This window comes from Methanocalculus natronophilus (genome assembly GCF_038751955.1).
In the GTDB taxonomy this organism is placed as follows: Archaea; Halobacteriota; Methanomicrobia; order Methanomicrobiales; family Methanocorpusculaceae; genus Methanocalculus; species Methanocalculus natronophilus.
In genome coordinates this window covers 13,976-28,864 of record NZ_JBCEXH010000005.1, presented here as the reverse complement: position 1 = coordinate 28,864, position 14,889 = coordinate 13,976, and the positions used below count along the sequence as shown (strand labels likewise).

Sequence of the window (14,889 nt, the reverse complement as noted above, 5' to 3'; positions counted from 1 at the left end):
GGGGCAAGATGAATGAGGTGATTGTGTGAGTATACAATTTGTGAAGCTTCAGGGGAATGGGAATGATTTCATTTTGATTGATGAGATGGAGACCGACGTGATACCGGAAGAGATGAAGCCAAAGTTTGCGATGCTCTTCTGCGACCGCCGCTTTGGTGTCGGCGGGGACGGTGTCCTCTTTCTCTCGAAATCCGTTACAGCAGATGTGAAGATGCGCCTGTTCCAGCCTGATGAGTCTGAAGCCGAGATGTGCGGAAACGGGATCCGCTGCCTTGCCAGGTATGCGTTTGACAGGGGTTATGTAGGGGAAAAGAGCACTGTCGAGACCCTGGCAGGCACTATTCCCGTCTCGATTGCTGCTGACCAGGAAGGGAATTTTATGGCAACGATCCAGATGCCGACACCGGCATTTGCACGTGCTGATATCCCTGCAACCGGCGATCCAGGCTTTGACTATTCTGAAGAGATCAGCACCTACCAGGTCTATGCTGTCAATACCGGGGTGCCGCATGCGGTTGTCTTCGTCGATGAGATTGGGGCAATAGATCCCAAGGTGCTTGGCCCGGTAATCAGGAACCACCCGACATTTCCACAGGGTGCAAACGTCAACTTCGTCGAGAAGGTGCATGACAATACCCTCCGTATCCGGACGTTTGAGCGCGGTGTCGAGGATGAGACCTGGTCATGCGGAACTGGTGCAACCGCCTCAGCAGCTGTCGCCCAGAAGCTTGGGTATGTCGGCAGTGAGGTGCTGGTCGAGACAAAAGGCGGGCCCCTGCTGATCAGCCTTCAGGATCCGGCTACAATGACTGGCCCTGCTGAACCGGTCTTTATCGGCATGATCGAATTCTAATGCCAAAAACTGTGTACAGGCAATAATCGTGGGTTCCTCTTCTTTCAGAGGGGCCAATCGTTTTTTTTAGCACCGCCCGATGCCGCGGCCGGTGATGACAAAATCAAAGGATTCTCCTTCCGGCCGCGATCGGTGTTTCACCAGCACCGCCCGGCGGTGCCGGTTGATCCGCTCGATACTGACGACTGCTTTTGAGATATGGGAGAGGGCTGTCCCGCCAAGCCCAAAGAACCGGCCTGTGGCCGGCTCTGTGTAAACCTGGTTGGTGATCAGGACAGCTGCATTGTATCTCCGGGAGAGGGCGAGCAGATCGATCATCTGTCTCCCAAGCATCCTCTGTGCGTCGCCGCGCCTCTCCAGATCAGATCGGTAGAGTGCTGTTGCCGAGTCCATGACGATGAGGCTGATCTCTGTATCCGAGAGGATCGTTTCTGATTCCTGGATGCAGATACCCTGTTCAGCAAAAGTCTTTGGCTCATACAGCCTGATGCGGGTTGCCAGGAGAGCGGCAGCCTCCTCACCTCCTGCCACCTGGATGAAGCGATCCATTGAGAATCCTTCGGTGTCGAAGAAGAGGACATGATGGCCGTCCTGGAGGGCTGCCACCATCGCCATGATCACAATACTGCTCTTTCCGCTTCCCGATTCACCATAGATCTGGGTGATCATCTGCCGTTCAAGCCCGCCGCCAAGGATCTGATCGAGATCGGGACTGCCTGTGGTTACGCGGCCTTCTGCCACTATTGCAGCTCCCTTCGGGCAGCCTCTTCAGCAAGACGCTTCACTTCGCGGACTGTCATACCATGGCGTTCTGCCGCCGCTGCAACCGAATCGAACTCGGCCTTGACCGAGATGATCCGGCCCTCCCAGTGCCCGATCTTGACTGGGATCTCGTCGCCTGTTGGTATCGTGACCGTTTTGAACTCCCTCTCTGCAATGAATCGGTGGACTGATCCGATACACCTGACACCAAGGGTTCCAAGCTCTTCTGCAAGGATACATGCAAGCCTGCCGGAATCCTCTTTCCTGCAGATCACCCGGATCAGGTGGCCGGGCCGCCCCTTCTTCATGATAATGGGTGCAGCAGAGGCGTCACGGGCGCCTTCCCGGTGGAGCCGTTCAATTGCTGATCCTATCACCTCACCATCCACATCATCGACATTTGTCTCCAGGATATCGACATCTGTCTTGTCTGTGTCATCCCCGATGATCATCACGCGCAGGACATTTGGGTAATCAGGGGGGTTCCGGCTGCCAGCACCATAGCCGACAGCACAAATCCTGCCCTCGGGTGCAGCTCTTCCGTAGATGGCATGAAACTCGGCGAGGATTGCAGCCCCGGTCGGGGTGACCAGCTCCCCTGCGCCTTCCGGGCCGATACGGGTGCTGAGATGGGACTGTTCGAGGATATAGGCGGTTGCAGGTGCCGGGACAGGCATCTGCCCGTGCGCGGACTGAATTGTCCCGCTCCCAAGCGGGATCGTCCTGACAGCGACTGCATCAGGTGCAAGCGAGAGGAGTGCGGTGACTGCACCGATAACATCGGCGACTGCATCATCTGCACCCACCTCGTGAAAATGCGCATGTGCCCCGTGGACACGGGTCTCTGCATCATTGATACGAGCAAAAATCCGCGCTGCCATATCTTTTACCTGATCGGAAACATCGGCATCCCGGATGCGGGCGATCACCTCGTCAAGGGTGCGGGTCGTCTCTTCCGCATGCGTTCTGATATGCAGCGCCTGGATTCCTCCACGCATTACGCGTGTTATCTCTGGTTCCCTAACAATCGATGCCATTGCGCCTGTTGTTGCATCCCGGTCTGCACCTGCTGCAAGCAGGCCTGCAATGATCATGTCGCCAGCTGCACCATGTACCGGGTCAAAGAGGATTGTCCGCATCGCGTAAACACTACTTATATGTCCGGACACTGATGACAATAAAGTAATGCCTGAAATGTATCTGAAGGTCGATTCGGCCTATCCTGAGGATCTGGGTGGCGGGAAGGCACGGCTCGATCCGGAGACGATGCTTGCCCTCCGGGTCTCCCCCGGTGACCTGGTGGCAATTGAGGGGAAGAAGCAGACGCTGGCAAAGGTCTGGCGTGCCATGGCAAAGGACTGGGACCAGCAGAAGATCCGGATTGACAAGTTTACCCGCGAGAATGCTGCCGTATCAATCGGCGACCGGGTAAAGATCACCAAAGTCGAAGCGGTGATCGAGGCAAAGGAGGTGGTGATCGCTCCACCCGAAAACCTCCCTCCCCAGCTGACAATTCATATGGAGCATGCTGCACAGGGACTGATCAACTATCCTGTCTCAACAGGCGATGTTGTGCCTATCCGCGCCATGATGATCCCGCAGCTCATTGAGTTCAAGGTGACCGCACTTGATCCGGAGGATGCGGTCATCATCACAAGAAATACCACTATTACCATATCAGATAAACCGGCTCCCGGCTTCGAAGGGCTGAAACGGATCAGCTATGAGGATATCGGAGGATTGAAAGATGAGCTTCAGCGCCTCCGTGAAACAATAGAACTCCCCATACGCCACCCGGAACTCTTCAAGACGCTTGGTATCGAGCCGCCAAAGGGGCTCCTCCTGTACGGCCCTCCGGGAACAGGCAAGACACTTATTGCACGGGCCGTTGCCAATGAATCCGGCGCACATTTTATCTCTATTGCCGGGCCGGAAGTGATCTCGAAGTACTATGGCGAGTCGGAACAGCGGCTCCGTGAGGTCTTTGAGGAGGCAAATGAGAACGCGCCGTCGATTATCTTTATCGACGAACTCGACTCCATCGCACCGAAACGCGAGGATGTCACAGGAGAGGTGGAACGGCGTGTTGTTGCGCAGCTCCTGACGATGATGGATGGCCTCGAGGAGCGCGGCCAGGTGGTGGTGATCGGGGCTACGAACCGGCTTGATGCAATCGACCAGGCGCTCCGCCGCCCCGGCAGGTTTGATCGCGAGATCGAGATCGGGGTTCCGCCGAAGGCAGACCGTGAGGAGATCCTCAATATCCATACACGCGGTATGCCGGTTGATGAGAGTGTCAGAATCGAGCAGATCGCCTCCGAGACGCATGGGTTTGTCGGTGCGGATCTCGCTGCACTCGCACGGGAAGCTGCAATCCGGGCGCTCAGGCGATATCTTCCGGAGATTGATCTTGAGCAGGATACGATTCCGCAGGAGGTTCTTGATGAACTGCGGGTGCGCTCAGATGATTTCCGGGAGGCGCAGCGTGAGGTCTTCCCCTCTGCAATGCGTGAGGTGATGCTTGAAGGAACAAACATCCGCTGGTCGGATATTGGCGGCCTGGCTTCTGCCCGGCAGGAGATCCGGGAAGCAGTTGAACTCCCCCTGACGAGCAGGGAGAGGTTCGAGGAGCTTGGGATTCGTGTCCCAAAAGGTGTCCTGCTGTATGGGCCCCCGGGAACAGGCAAGACCCTGATCGCAAAAGCGGTAGCAACCGAGTCCGGGGCCAATTTCATCCCGGTCAAAGGGCCCCAGCTCCTCTCTAAATGGGTCGGGGAGAGTGAACGCGCGGTCAGGGAGATTTTCAAGAAAGCCCGCCAGGTGGCACCCTCGATCATCCTCTTTGATGAGATGGATGCCCTGACCCCTGTACGGGGTGCGTCTGGGGATACGTCGCATACAGTCGAGAGTGTGCTCAACCAGATACTCACCGAGATCGACGGGATCGAGGAGATCCGCGATGTTATCGTGATGGGTGCGACAAACAGGCCTGATATTGTCGATCCCGCTCTTCTCAGGCCAGGCAGGTTTGATCGGCTCGTCTACATCGGGGAGCCTGAAGAAGCCGACAGGAAGCAGATCCTGGGTATTCACATGCGTGGTATGCCGATTGAGGGGGGCAGCACCGAAGAGATCGTTGCCATTCTCAAGGATTGTGAATATAGCTGCATTGAACGGATATTCGAGTCTCTTGGAGAGGGTGCGGAGATAACTGCCGATGCAGTCAGGGAAGCTGCTGCTGCAATGCCGAAGACCGAGGCGGGCGGCCTGAAGAAAAGCGAGATCCGGAAACTGGTCTTTACCCTTGCAGAGCGCTTTGATCAGAAATATGCAGATGCTGCGCGTGAAACAGTTATTGCAACGGTTGCAGAGAAATCGCCCGGATTTGTCGGATCTGACCTTGAGGGGCTCTGCCGGGAAGCCGGGATGCTCGCAATGCGAGAGGGTGCATCGTCTGTTGCCATCCACCATTTCAACGAGGCGATGGAGAAGATCCACCCGACGATGAACGAGCGGCTCAAGGAGTATTATGCCCGTATCCAGCAGCATTTCAAAGGCGGCCTCCCTCGCCAGTCACAGCCGGTGGAATACCAGTAAATGCTAAGAGGGCCTGGGATCAAACCCACCTCTTCAGATGCCCCTCAAAGAGGATCAGGGTTCAGTTGAACACTGGTCTTCCAATATCGGTTTTATCCTTGCTTCCATCGGCGCAGCTGTTGGAATCGGAAATATATGGCGTTTTTCAACAGTTGTCGGCCAGAACGGTGGTGGTGCGTATCTTATCCCGTTTCTGCTCGCCGTGGTGCTGGTTGCATTTCCACTGATGGTCATCGAGATCAAGGCCGGCCGTGCGCTTGCAGCGGATGTGGTCTCGGCTTTTGAGAAGGTGCACCGTCTCTTCTCAGGGATTGGCTGGCTGATGATTGCGATCGGTTTTGTGGTGCTCAGCTATTATCTTGTTATTACCGGCTGGACACTCGCATTTGTATTGTATTCATTTATCGGTACAGCAGGTGATTTTACCCACTTCACAGCCGGGTATCTCCCGGTTCTCTTCTTCATCATAGCAGCCCTGCTGACTGGAGGGGTTGTTGCTCTTGGGATCCGAAAGGGGATAGAGAGGGTGACGTTCACACTTATTCCGGCATGTTTTGTCATCCTGATTGCCCTGGCTCTCTATGCTCTCACGCTTCCGGGGTTTGGAGACGGGATCGCCTTCTTCCTGACGCCTGACTTTTCGGTGCTGGGCGATCCTGCTCTCTGGGGAGCAGCATTTGGCCAGGCATTCTTCTCGCTCTCGGTTGGAACCGGCATTCTTCTCACCTATGGATCGTATCTGAGGCGTTCTGTCCCGATTGCCAGATCTGCTGTGTACATCACATTTGCAGATATCTCAGTTGCGATGCTATCCGGCCTCATCATCTTTCCGATCGTCTTCACCCTGGGCTTATCGCCTGGAATGGGCGCAGATCTTGTCTTCACAACCCTTCCTGAGGCCTTTTCGATGATTCCCTTTGGAACATGGATAGGTGCGCTCTTCTTCCTTCTCCTCTTCTTCTCTGCTTTAACGGCAACTGTCTCGATGATGGAGATGCCACTCTCATCGCTGGTTGCACGGAGCGGAATATCCAGGAAGAAAGCGAGTGCCGTCCTGACTGCCGGGGTGATCGCAGTCGGGCTCCCTTCGGCTCTCAGCTATTCTGTACTGGATCTCACGATCTCAGGTATCCCTGTTCTGGATCTCCTGGATGAGACAGTTGGATCGTTTGGCCTGCCCCTCACCGCACTCCTGATGGCAGTTGCATTCGGATGGGTGCTTGACCCGGCACTGCTCAGGGAGAAAGGAGGATTACGAGGTCCTATTCCACGTTTTATCCTCCTGGTATGCAGGTACCTGATTCCCCCGGTGCTGGTGGTGGTGCTCATCTCTCTTGGGATTGATCACCTCTTCTCCTGACCGATATGCTGATACACCATAATGATCCAGTTCTGATCAGCTGATTGTTGTGAGTACAGACGAGTTGACCGGCTATATGCTTGATACGGCAGAGATGATCATCCGTGTAGCAGAGCGGCTTGATACTGAACGTGCAGGAGTCTTCCTCTCAGAACTCCTCTCGGGACGGAGGATCTATGTCACGGGTGCCGGCAGGTCAGGGCTTGTTGCAAAGGCATTTGCCCTGCGGCTGATGCATCTTGGGTTTACCAGTTATGTGATCGGCGAGACGATCACGCCCGCATTTGGATCTGAGGATATGCTCGTTGTCTTCTCTGGTTCAGGTGAGACAAACTCGGTTGTTAATGCCGCTGAAAAAGTCCGCGATCTTGGTGGGTGGAGCTGCCTGATCACGGCAAATCCTCAGTCGCATGCAGCAGAGCTTGTTGATCACACAATCGATCTCGGAGAGTCATCCGGGGTGGCTGAGGATATCCCCCATGAGTTTGAGGTCCGGCAGATTACCGGCCAGTACCGGTCGGTTCAGGTTCCGGCAGGCAGGGGGTCGGCATTTGAGCTGGCAGCACTTGTCTTTTCAGATGCAGTGATCTCTGCCCTGATGGAGGCGCGGCACCTGACTGCCGACGAGGTCAGGAAGAAGTTCTCAGACAGGTTTACAACGATGCAGTGACCGATGCAGCAACCAAAATAATCAGGAATGAGTGAAGCATCTGCGGCAACCTGGCTCAAACTCCTTTGCGAAGCATGTGCGGACGGGAAAGTGGGCGGTGGGGGCTTCTGACACGCGAGTACCAGAGCCCCTATCCTGGCGTCACTCCATGCCTGTCTCTGACTCTTCTACCACCAATAAGCTTAAAGACAGAAGATGAAGTAAATTGTATGAATTTCAAAATATATTATTATATTTTATTATCTACATTGGTCAGACAATAGCGAATTGAGACTATTCATGTATTATTATGACCTTTGGATAGTAATGACCTTTAGAAATATGGAGAAGAACCTTGTTGTTTTGCAGCGAGAATGCGGGCTTTCATCTCTGCGGCAGCTGCTGAAATGTCCTCTGCTCCGACGACTGCAGAGATGACTGCGACACCATCTGCACCGGCATCGATGACAGATCCGACATTTACGTGGGTGATCCCGCCGATTGCGATCAGCGGGAGCCTGGTTGCGTCCCTGATATCTTTGAGCCTGGCAAGGCCAAAGCCGTTTCCTGCATCGGCTTTTGAGGTGGTGGCAAAGACAGGGCTGAGTGCCAGGTAGTCAGCTCCGGCTCTCTCAGCACTCACGGCTTCAGCAACCGATCCAACGGAGGTGCCGATGAGAAAACCCGGAGGTGCATGCTTCCGTGCCGTGGCAACCGGGATGTCCTGCTGGCCGAGGTGAAGGCCGTCTGCTCCGCAGGCAAAGGCGATCGCGGGGGAGTCATTGACGATGAACAGGGCACCTGCATCACGGGTCAGGTGCCGGATCTCTTCTGCAACCCGAAGAAGCTGGTCATCTGGAAGGGTTTTGTCGCGGAGCTGGATGATGTCTGCTCCTCCACGGAGCGCCAGTTCCGCCTGCCGTGCATGTGATCGCCCAAAACCAATGGCTTCGTCGGTGACAACATAGAGATCAAATGCCACGAATCCTCTCCATAGCAGCTTTTTTCACGAGATCATCGGGTGAAAGCATGGAGAGTTCGTCAAAGAGGGTGGTCCGGAATGTATATGGTCCCCGTGCCCCGGCTGCACCGAGCTCTCCGGCGATCCCAAATGCTGCCAGCGCTGATGCGGCAGCCAGCACCGGATCATCACCTCCAGCCGCAAAAGCCCCGACAATGGATGCAGCCATGCACCCGGTTCCAGAGAGCCTCTCCATCATCGGGTGGCCGTTTTTGATCAGGTATCCGCCACCTCTGCCCGAGATCACATCGGTTGGGCCGGTCATGGCAACGGTTGTATCCCATCGCTCTGCGGATGCAAGCGCCACATCAACCGGATCGCCCCGACATCCCCCGGAATCAACTCCCCGAACGGTTCCGCCAGTTCCCGCAAGCACCCCCACCTCGCCGGCATTGCCTTTGAGGATAGTGACGGTGCATTCATTCAGAATCCGCTCCGCACTCGCTGTCCTGAGCGTGGTTGCTCCAACACCAACCGGGTCAAGGATGACGGGTATTCCTTTTCTGTTTGCGGCGTGGGCTGCCGCTACCATCGCATCGACCTGATCGGGGGTGATCGTGCCGATATTCAGAACAAGTGCATCTGCAATCGCAACCATCTCGGCCACCTCACCGATTGCACCTGCCATCACGGGGGCTGCGCCAATTGCAAGGGTGGCATTTGCGCAGTCATTGATGGTGACGGTATTGGTGATATGGTGGACAAGCGGGCGGTTCTCTCTGATTGCTCCAAAAAGTGCTGCTGCCGAATCGTTCATTCCCTATTCTATTGCTTTTCTGAAGAGAAAAGGCAGTTGGTAGAGGAAGAGGACGTGGGGGAAGCCAGCCGTCCCGGGAAACGCTCTGGCGGCCCGAACAATTCCTGTTCCTGCGGTTGTGCGTGGAGGAGAGGTTCCTGCCCCTTTGGGGGGGTGTTGCTCAGATGCCTGTATCCTCGTCAAGAAGCCGGTCGATTAGAGATCTACATCGCCTGCTCAACCTGAGAATTGTACCGTCTGGATCAAGGAAAACGATGGCTGCATCAATTTGCTTCATATGTGAGATATTTTAATATTATACCATACGCATGGGTATATTGAGTCTCTCTCATGACGTATGGATGTATACCCTGGCGCACCATTCTAATGCTTTTGTTGGTAGCTATTCCCTGTACGGTTGCAGCATCTGCTACAGGATCATCAGTCACCGTAACGAGCCATGAGGTCGTTCCTGACGTGGTGATGCCAGGCGATACTGCTCTTGTCCATGTTACCATCGAAAACACGGCGGCAACATGGGCAAGAACAGAATCAGTTACTCATACATACGGTGTTATGGATAAATCGACGTCCGACACCAGGGATGTCTACCTTGTCATCGGCAGCGTCTTTCTTGATGGCAGGAAGGATATCAGGGTTCTTGAAGGAAATTCCGCCTTCAGCGGGGTCCTTGGACCGGGCCAGTCTATGGAACTCTCGTTTTTGATCCAGGCTCCCGAGAAGAGCGGGATCTACTTTCCACAGCTCCGAATCGGGGTGAGTGGTGGTGAGAATGTTATCTACCCGATACCGGTAAATGTTAATATGCCGGTATATTCGATGAAGAAACCAATTATTCAGGTATCCCAGTCTGATCTACCCTTTGTTGCACCTGGTGAGACATTTGAGACCGAACTCTGTGTTACTAATATCGGTGAGAGTGCGGCGCAGGATTTTTCGGTTTCGGTCTCAATGGGAGATCTGATGATTTCTCCGGTTGGGCCTGCGTCATCTGCTGCCCCGGTGCTTGCTCCCGGATCTGACCTGGTTCTCCCGCTATTGCTCAGGGTTGGAAAAGAGATCGAGCCCGGACTCTATGATCTGCCGGTTATGGTCACGTATACCAGGGTTGATGGATCGCTGCAGCAGGAGACTGCAACCGCTTCAGCTGATGTCCGTGGTGCATCTTCTCTTGCAGTCTCACAGGTGAGAACCGATCCGATCACGGTCTCTGCGGGAGAGCCATTTGACCTCGTTATCCGCCTTGAGAATACCGGAACCGGGCGGGCAGAGTCGGTATCTGCAGAAATCGATCTCCCTCTCACCGGCACCCGCGAGTCATTTGTCGGATCCATCAGGCCAGGAAACGATGCGCCGGCTGTCTTCCGCCTGACTGCTGATGGCGATGGTGAGATGCCGTATACGCTCACGGTCCACTACTCGGATGATTATGGTGATCACGAACTGCGCCAGCCACTGGTGCTGGTGGTGCGGCCAAAGGGAATGGATGGCACAGTCATTGCGTTTGTCATCATCGTGCTGCTTGCAGGCGCAGGATACTATCTCTACCGGCAGCGGCAGCAGGGGTGACCGGCTGGTGCTCAACGGATCAAAAGTCTCCCTTTTCCTTGCTTCCCGTGCGATCAGGCGGGGAGGAAAAGTGGGGACTCTTCTCAACATCCTCATCATCGCGATGGTCTTCACCAATATGCTCATCTTCTCCGGGTTTATCGGAGGAGGGGTTGTTGACATGTTTTATGACCAGTCGGTCGATTATGTCACATCTGACGTGGTTATCAGGCCGGATCATGAAGAACGGACACTGTTTCACGTGGATGAACTTCTTGACCGGGTCAACCGTGTGCCGGGTGTTGCCCGGGCATCGCCCCGGTATTCGATAGGCGGGACGCTGAGCCACAGGGGATCGATGGTGAGTATCCCGATAACCGCGATCAATCCCCGGGATGAGGTTGAAGTCACCAGAATCCATGAACACATGATTGAGGGGAGCGACTTCCTCTCTCCCGGCGATGACGGCATCGTGCTTGGGATTTTTGTCGCGGGCCATGAGGATCCCGGCATGGATTTCTTTGATTCGCTTGGCGGTGTCAGGGCAGGCGATTCGATTGACGTGATGTATGCAAACGGGGTGGCCAGGGAATACCTGGTGAAGGGCGTTTTTGCCACCAAGTCCTACCAGGCAGATTACATGGCCTTTGTTTCATGGGAGGAGATGAATGCGGTCCTGGGGTATGAGAATACCGAAGCAACCGAGGTGCTTGTCAGGGCAATTCCCGGTGAGGATCTTTTCGCACTGGAGATGCGGCTAATGGATTTTGGTGTACAGGATCGGGTGGAGACCTGGGAAGATGCGATGGGCCTTGAGGTAGAAGATATGGTGGAGACGTTCTTAATCATCGACACCATTGCGATTATCGTCAGCATGATCATTGCGATTGTGGTGATTGGGATCGTCTTTACGATAAAGACCATCAACAACCGGCGGCAGATTGGAATCCAGAAGGCGATCGGGATCGCAAACCGGATCATCATCGGCAGTTATGTGACACAGGCGCTCTTCATCTGGTTTTTTGGAATCATTCTGGGGATGATCATCGTGAATCTTCTCTTTGTCTACTTCTCAGCACATCCGCTTGAGACTCCTCGCGGAGATATTGTTCCGGTCTTTGAATTGTCAACAATGCTTGAGAATGCTGCCTTGCTGGGTGTGGCATCAGGGCTTGCCGGATTCATACCTGCCTGGCGGATCACCCGGGAGAATACCCTTGATGCGATGAGGGGCTGATTGGATGATACGGGTAACTGATCTCTATAAGACGTACCAGATGGGCGAGGTGTTTGTCCATGCCCTGAACGGGGTAAGCCTTGAGATAGGGAAAGGGGAGTTTGTCGGTATTGCCGGTGCGTCGGGGAGCGGGAAATCGACACTTCTCCATATGATCGGCCTTCTTGATGTACCGACCAGCGGATCTGTTGAGATATCGGAAACTGACGTTTTCAAACTCCCGGATTATGAGAAGACGCTCTTCCGGCTTGAGTGGCTTGGTTTCGTCTTCCAGGATTATGCCCTCTCCTCAGAGCTGACCGCATATGAGAACGTGATCCTTCCGCTGATGGCACGTGGTGTATCTGACGCCGATATGGAAGAGCGGGCACTCCATATGCTCGATCAGGTGGGGCTTTTGGACAGGGCTCTGCATCTTCCAAAAGAGCTCTCCGGCGGGGAGCAGCAGCGGGTCGCAATAGCCCGCGGGCTCGTCAACGAACCTGCTATTCTTCTTGCAGACGAGCCGTGTGGAAACCTTGATACAAAGAATTCTACGATCATCCTGGATCTCATTGCAGAGATTAACAGGGAGAGCCGCCAGACGGTGCTGATGATATCGCATGAAGACGATCACCAGCAGTATTGTGAGCGGGTGATCACGCTCTCGGATGGAGAGATAGTGGAGGGGTGACGAGAGCTCTCCTCCCTCTCCCCTCCTGCTCTTTGGTGGATGGAAAGATGAATGGATGGATGGAGCTGGAAAAGAGAAGACTATTCCTGTCTCATTCCAGTCTATTCCCGTCTCTTCAGGTGCAACCCGATGAGGGAAAGTGTACCTTTTCATTCCTGTGATGTAGTTTTATGATGTAGTGAAGGCTACTATTACAAAAACAGGAGATCAAAAATATGCAAAAACAGCTTACAGCCATTATTGAAAAGGAAGGCGATGGCTATGTTTCATTCTGTCCGGAATACGACATTGCAAGCCAGGGCAATACAGTAGAAGAAGCCCGTAATAACCTTCATGAGGCTTTAGAGCTCTTTTTTGAAACCGCATCACCGCAGGAGATTCAGTCACGGTACCACGGGGAGATCTATATCACACGGGTGGATGTGGCTTGTGGTTAAACTTCGGAAACTATCGGGAAAAGAAGTCTGCAACATTCTCTCAAAACATGGTTTTTCTGAAGTCAGGCAGAAGGGAAGCCATATAATTATGCAGAAAACTGCTTCCGGTTCTACAATTACAGTTCCTGTTCCAAATCATAATGAAATTCGTATTGGTACACTGCAGTCAATCATAAGGCAGTCTGAAATTCAAAGGAGTGAATTTGAGTGATGCACGACCTTGAACAATTCTTACATGATTCCGATATGATATTTCAATCCACGTGCCTGCGTGAGGCACGACTCTAAACTATGTTACACTCTTCTCAAAACCTCTAATCGCATGGGTTTTCCTGATTCATCGGAAGGGGGAACTGATCGCGAAGAACCTGAATGAATGAATGAATGAATGAATGAACCTTTTGAAAAGAAGTATGAGACATCCACAGGATGAGTGGGATGAATAGACGCCGCCAACAGGACTCGAACCTGTGACATGCTGGTTAACAGCCAGCCACTCTACCAACTGAGTTATGGCGGCAGATGCTGCAAGAGAACTTGCCTTACAAAGTTGCCTGATTATATTGAAGCTGCTGGAATTTAAAGATTGTTCATCTGGCCGTCTTGTATCTGGCTTTTCTTCATCTCCTGAAGCGTCCGGATAAACGCATCAAGCTCTTCTGGGACGGCCCTGAGCATCTCCCGCATCTCCGGGCTTGCAGAGGCTCCGAGCGGGGAGGGGCGGATATAGCCCATCTGCTCCAGGATCCGAAGCGAGTAGCGGATCCGATGCTGCGGCAGGCCAAGCACCTCCGAGAGCCTGATGATCCCGATCGGCTCATGGTCCGCAACAGCACGGGCTACGAGAAGGTGGCGCTGGATTAACTCTATCTCGTCACGCAGTTTCTCAAGCATCGGATCAGGATCCCCCTTGCACGGTATTCCATACAAACCCCTTCCGGGTTTTTATGACTACTCTTCCCATCCCTCTTTGGTCTTTCCATGCACCTCAAGCCATTTCCTGGTTGTGGTGTAGAGCCGGTGGGTCAGGATGGCAAAGATGACGGTGCCTGCTCCAAGAACGACCAGAAGCGGTGTCTTGTAGAAGGTATCATTGAATGTGACATCGCCAGGGACAAGGATCGCAACCAGAACCGTCGCTGCAAGGAAGAGAATGAGGAGATTGAGCAGAACTGCTGTCTTGATAAACTTTATCTTGAACTCCTTACGCTTTTCTTCATCCATGAATATACATATGCAATGGAGGTTATAAGAATCCATGCCAGCAGGTGTCATGCATGGCGCCTGCCATTCACCCAAACTCCGGCTGGCTGTCTGCCTGAGGATATTGATTTATAGTCGGTATTCACTAGTTACTGGTAGTTTATGAGATCCGGCCGCTTCTTCTCTCTGATTCTCTCACTCATCCTCATCGTTACTGCCTCCTCCATGACAGCCGGATGCCTTGCAGACTCTGATCATGACATCCTCTGGGATGCAGCAGATGAAGCGATAACGGCTCACCGGAACTCTCTTGACAGCTACCTCCTGGTCTATACGATAGGAGTCGATCTCTGGAACATTGAGCTGAGCGGGGAGACGGTGAATACCCGGACGCTCAGGACACAGGTGCAGCGTGAAGAGGCATTTATCAGGGAACTTGAGGCAAAGCACCTGGCGATGACACGTCATGTATCAGCATTCTCTGATTATACAATGCAGATGGAAGGAAGCAGGAAGGAATGGGCAGAGGAGGTGGCATGGGATCTCCGGCTCTATGATGAAGAGATGTGGACTGCCCAGGTTGCACTGAAAGGCCGTCTTGGCTCCATGCACCAGTACCTTGATCTTGCTGACCAGGGAGCCTATGCCTCGGCTGAGGCGATGATGTACCTGGAAAATGCAAACGAACTCTCCGGTGATGCAGCAGGTGCAATAGCAAGGGCAGATGCTGCCTATGCCCGTGCCGCCTCCCGGTATGCCGAAGGTCACTTTCCGAAGATACATCTTGTTTGA

The 14,889-nt window shown here is 53.8% G+C and carries 16 protein-coding genes and 1 tRNA gene; 10 read left to right on the top strand and 7 right to left on the bottom strand.

Translation table 11 applies throughout. From position 1 onward, the window contains the following. Positions 1–25: 25 nt before the first annotated feature. Entirely contained in the window at positions 26–853 is an 828-nt protein-coding gene (dapF, locus tag ABCO64_RS07020) for a diaminopimelate epimerase (RefSeq protein ID WP_253459369.1), read from the top strand. Positions 854–919: 66 nt separating this feature from the next. Here the strand turns inward: dapF and radB are convergent, their stop codons facing one another. Both radB and larC read right to left on the bottom strand, forming a co-directional pair. Beyond that, the gene (gene radB / locus ABCO64_RS07015) at positions 920–1,594 is read right to left on the bottom strand and encodes a DNA repair and recombination protein RadB (RefSeq protein ID WP_253459367.1); all 675 of its coding nucleotides are present in this window, start codon (positions 1,592–1,594) and stop codon (positions 920–922) included. After that, the gene (gene larC, locus ABCO64_RS07010) at positions 1,594–2,754 is read right to left on the bottom strand and encodes a nickel pincer cofactor biosynthesis protein LarC (protein WP_253459365.1); all 1,161 of its coding nucleotides are present in this window, start codon (positions 2,752–2,754) and stop codon (positions 1,594–1,596) included. Before larC ends, radB begins: the two co-directional genes overlap by 1 nt. 46 nt (positions 2,755–2,800) lie before the next feature. Between larC and ABCO64_RS07005 the strand changes: the two genes are divergently transcribed. From ABCO64_RS07005 to ABCO64_RS06995, 3 genes are read left to right on the top strand one after another with little or no spacing between them, the layout of a single operon-like run. Then, complete coding sequence (locus tag ABCO64_RS07005) at positions 2,801–5,212, top strand: CDC48 family AAA ATPase (RefSeq protein WP_253459363.1); 2,412 nt, start codon at positions 2,801–2,803, stop codon at positions 5,210–5,212. A gap of 37 nt (positions 5,213–5,249) precedes the next feature. After that, a complete protein-coding gene (locus tag ABCO64_RS07000) occupies positions 5,250–6,572 on the top strand; it encodes a sodium-dependent transporter (RefSeq protein WP_253459361.1) in 1,323 nt (440 codons plus the stop codon). Positions 6,573–6,621: 49 nt separating this feature from the next. Then, positions 6,622–7,242 (top strand): SIS domain-containing protein, encoded by a 621-nt coding sequence (locus ABCO64_RS06995; RefSeq protein WP_253459359.1) that lies wholly within the window; start codon positions 6,622–6,624, stop codon positions 7,240–7,242. A 313-nt stretch (positions 7,243–7,555) separates the two neighbouring features. On the opposite strand, the gene thiE is transcribed toward ABCO64_RS06995, so the two are convergent. Together thiE and thiM are read right to left on the bottom strand one after the other, a co-directional pair. Beyond that, complete coding sequence (thiE, locus tag ABCO64_RS06990; RefSeq protein ID WP_253459357.1) at positions 7,556–8,203, bottom strand: thiamine phosphate synthase; 648 nt, start codon at positions 8,201–8,203, stop codon at positions 7,556–7,558. Next, positions 8,193–8,999, bottom strand: a complete 807-nt coding sequence (gene thiM, locus ABCO64_RS06985; protein ID WP_253459354.1) for a hydroxyethylthiazole kinase — start codon at positions 8,997–8,999, stop codon at positions 8,193–8,195. Before thiM ends, thiE begins: the two co-directional genes overlap by 11 nt. A gap of 372 nt (positions 9,000–9,371) precedes the next feature. Between thiM and ABCO64_RS06980 the strand changes: the two genes are divergently transcribed. The 5 genes from ABCO64_RS06980 (at position 9,372) to ABCO64_RS06960 (ending at position 13,105) form a co-directional block, all read left to right on the top strand. After that, positions 9,372–10,568: a COG1361 S-layer family protein gene (locus ABCO64_RS06980; RefSeq protein ID WP_253459352.1), complete on the top strand. Its 1,197-nt coding sequence runs from the start codon at positions 9,372–9,374 to the stop codon at positions 10,566–10,568. Next, positions 10,522–11,784 (top strand): ABC transporter permease, encoded by a 1,263-nt coding sequence (locus tag ABCO64_RS06975; protein ID WP_292616454.1) that lies wholly within the window; start codon positions 10,522–10,524, stop codon positions 11,782–11,784. Before ABCO64_RS06980 ends, ABCO64_RS06975 begins: the two co-directional genes overlap by 47 nt. 4 nt (positions 11,785–11,788) lie before the next feature. Beyond that, positions 11,789–12,457 (top strand): ABC transporter ATP-binding protein, encoded by a 669-nt coding sequence (locus tag ABCO64_RS06970; RefSeq protein WP_253459346.1) that lies wholly within the window; start codon positions 11,789–11,791, stop codon positions 12,455–12,457. A gap of 215 nt (positions 12,458–12,672) precedes the next feature. Next, positions 12,673–12,894 (top strand): type II toxin-antitoxin system HicB family antitoxin, encoded by a 222-nt coding sequence (locus ABCO64_RS06965; protein ID WP_253459343.1) that lies wholly within the window; start codon positions 12,673–12,675, stop codon positions 12,892–12,894. Next, positions 12,887–13,105 (top strand): type II toxin-antitoxin system HicA family toxin, encoded by a 219-nt coding sequence (locus ABCO64_RS06960; protein WP_253459340.1) that lies wholly within the window; start codon positions 12,887–12,889, stop codon positions 13,103–13,105. The genes ABCO64_RS06965 and ABCO64_RS06960 overlap by 8 nt, the downstream gene beginning before the upstream one ends. Positions 13,106–13,341: 236 nt before the next feature. On the opposite strand, the gene ABCO64_RS06955 is transcribed toward ABCO64_RS06960, so the two are convergent. From ABCO64_RS06955 to ABCO64_RS06945, 3 genes are all read right to left on the bottom strand, one after another. Next, positions 13,342–13,414 (bottom strand) — tRNA-Asn (locus tag ABCO64_RS06955). A 59-nt stretch (positions 13,415–13,473) separates the two neighbouring features. Next, entirely contained in the window at positions 13,474–13,788 is a 315-nt protein-coding gene (locus tag ABCO64_RS06950; protein WP_253459337.1) for a hypothetical protein, read from the bottom strand. Between the two features lie 57 nt (positions 13,789–13,845). After that, positions 13,846–14,118: a hypothetical protein gene (locus ABCO64_RS06945; protein WP_253459334.1), complete on the bottom strand. Its 273-nt coding sequence runs from the start codon at positions 14,116–14,118 to the stop codon at positions 13,846–13,848. Between the two features lie 141 nt (positions 14,119–14,259). Here ABCO64_RS06945 and ABCO64_RS06940 point away from each other — a divergent pair, with 141 nt between their 5' ends. Continuing rightward, the gene (locus tag ABCO64_RS06940; protein WP_253459331.1) at positions 14,260–14,889 is read left to right on the top strand and encodes a hypothetical protein; all 630 of its coding nucleotides are present in this window, start codon (positions 14,260–14,262) and stop codon (positions 14,887–14,889) included.

Coding starts and splice junctions, on each gene's coding strand:
- ABCO64_RS06940 (WP_253459331.1), top strand. CDS start 14,260: ATGAGATCCGGCCGCTTCTTCTCTCTGATTCTCTCACTCATCCTCATC.
- thiM (WP_253459354.1), bottom strand. CDS start 8,999: ATGAACGATTCGGCAGCAGCACTTTTTGGAGCAATCAGAGAGAACCGC.
- ABCO64_RS07005 (WP_253459363.1), top strand. CDS start 2,801: ATGCCTGAAATGTATCTGAAGGTCGATTCGGCCTATCCTGAGGATCTG.
- ABCO64_RS06970 (WP_253459346.1), top strand. CDS start 11,789: ATGATACGGGTAACTGATCTCTATAAGACGTACCAGATGGGCGAGGTG.
- ABCO64_RS06950 (WP_253459337.1), bottom strand. CDS start 13,788: ATGCTTGAGAAACTGCGTGACGAGATAGAGTTAATCCAGCGCCACCTT.
- ABCO64_RS06945 (WP_253459334.1), bottom strand. CDS start 14,118: ATGGATGAAGAAAAGCGTAAGGAGTTCAAGATAAAGTTTATCAAGACA.
- ABCO64_RS06965 (WP_253459343.1), top strand. CDS start 12,673: ATGCAAAAACAGCTTACAGCCATTATTGAAAAGGAAGGCGATGGCTAT.
- larC (WP_253459365.1), bottom strand. CDS start 2,754: ATGCGGACAATCCTCTTTGACCCGGTACATGGTGCAGCTGGCGACATG.
- ABCO64_RS07000 (WP_253459361.1), top strand. CDS start 5,250: ATGCCCCTCAAAGAGGATCAGGGTTCAGTTGAACACTGGTCTTCCAAT.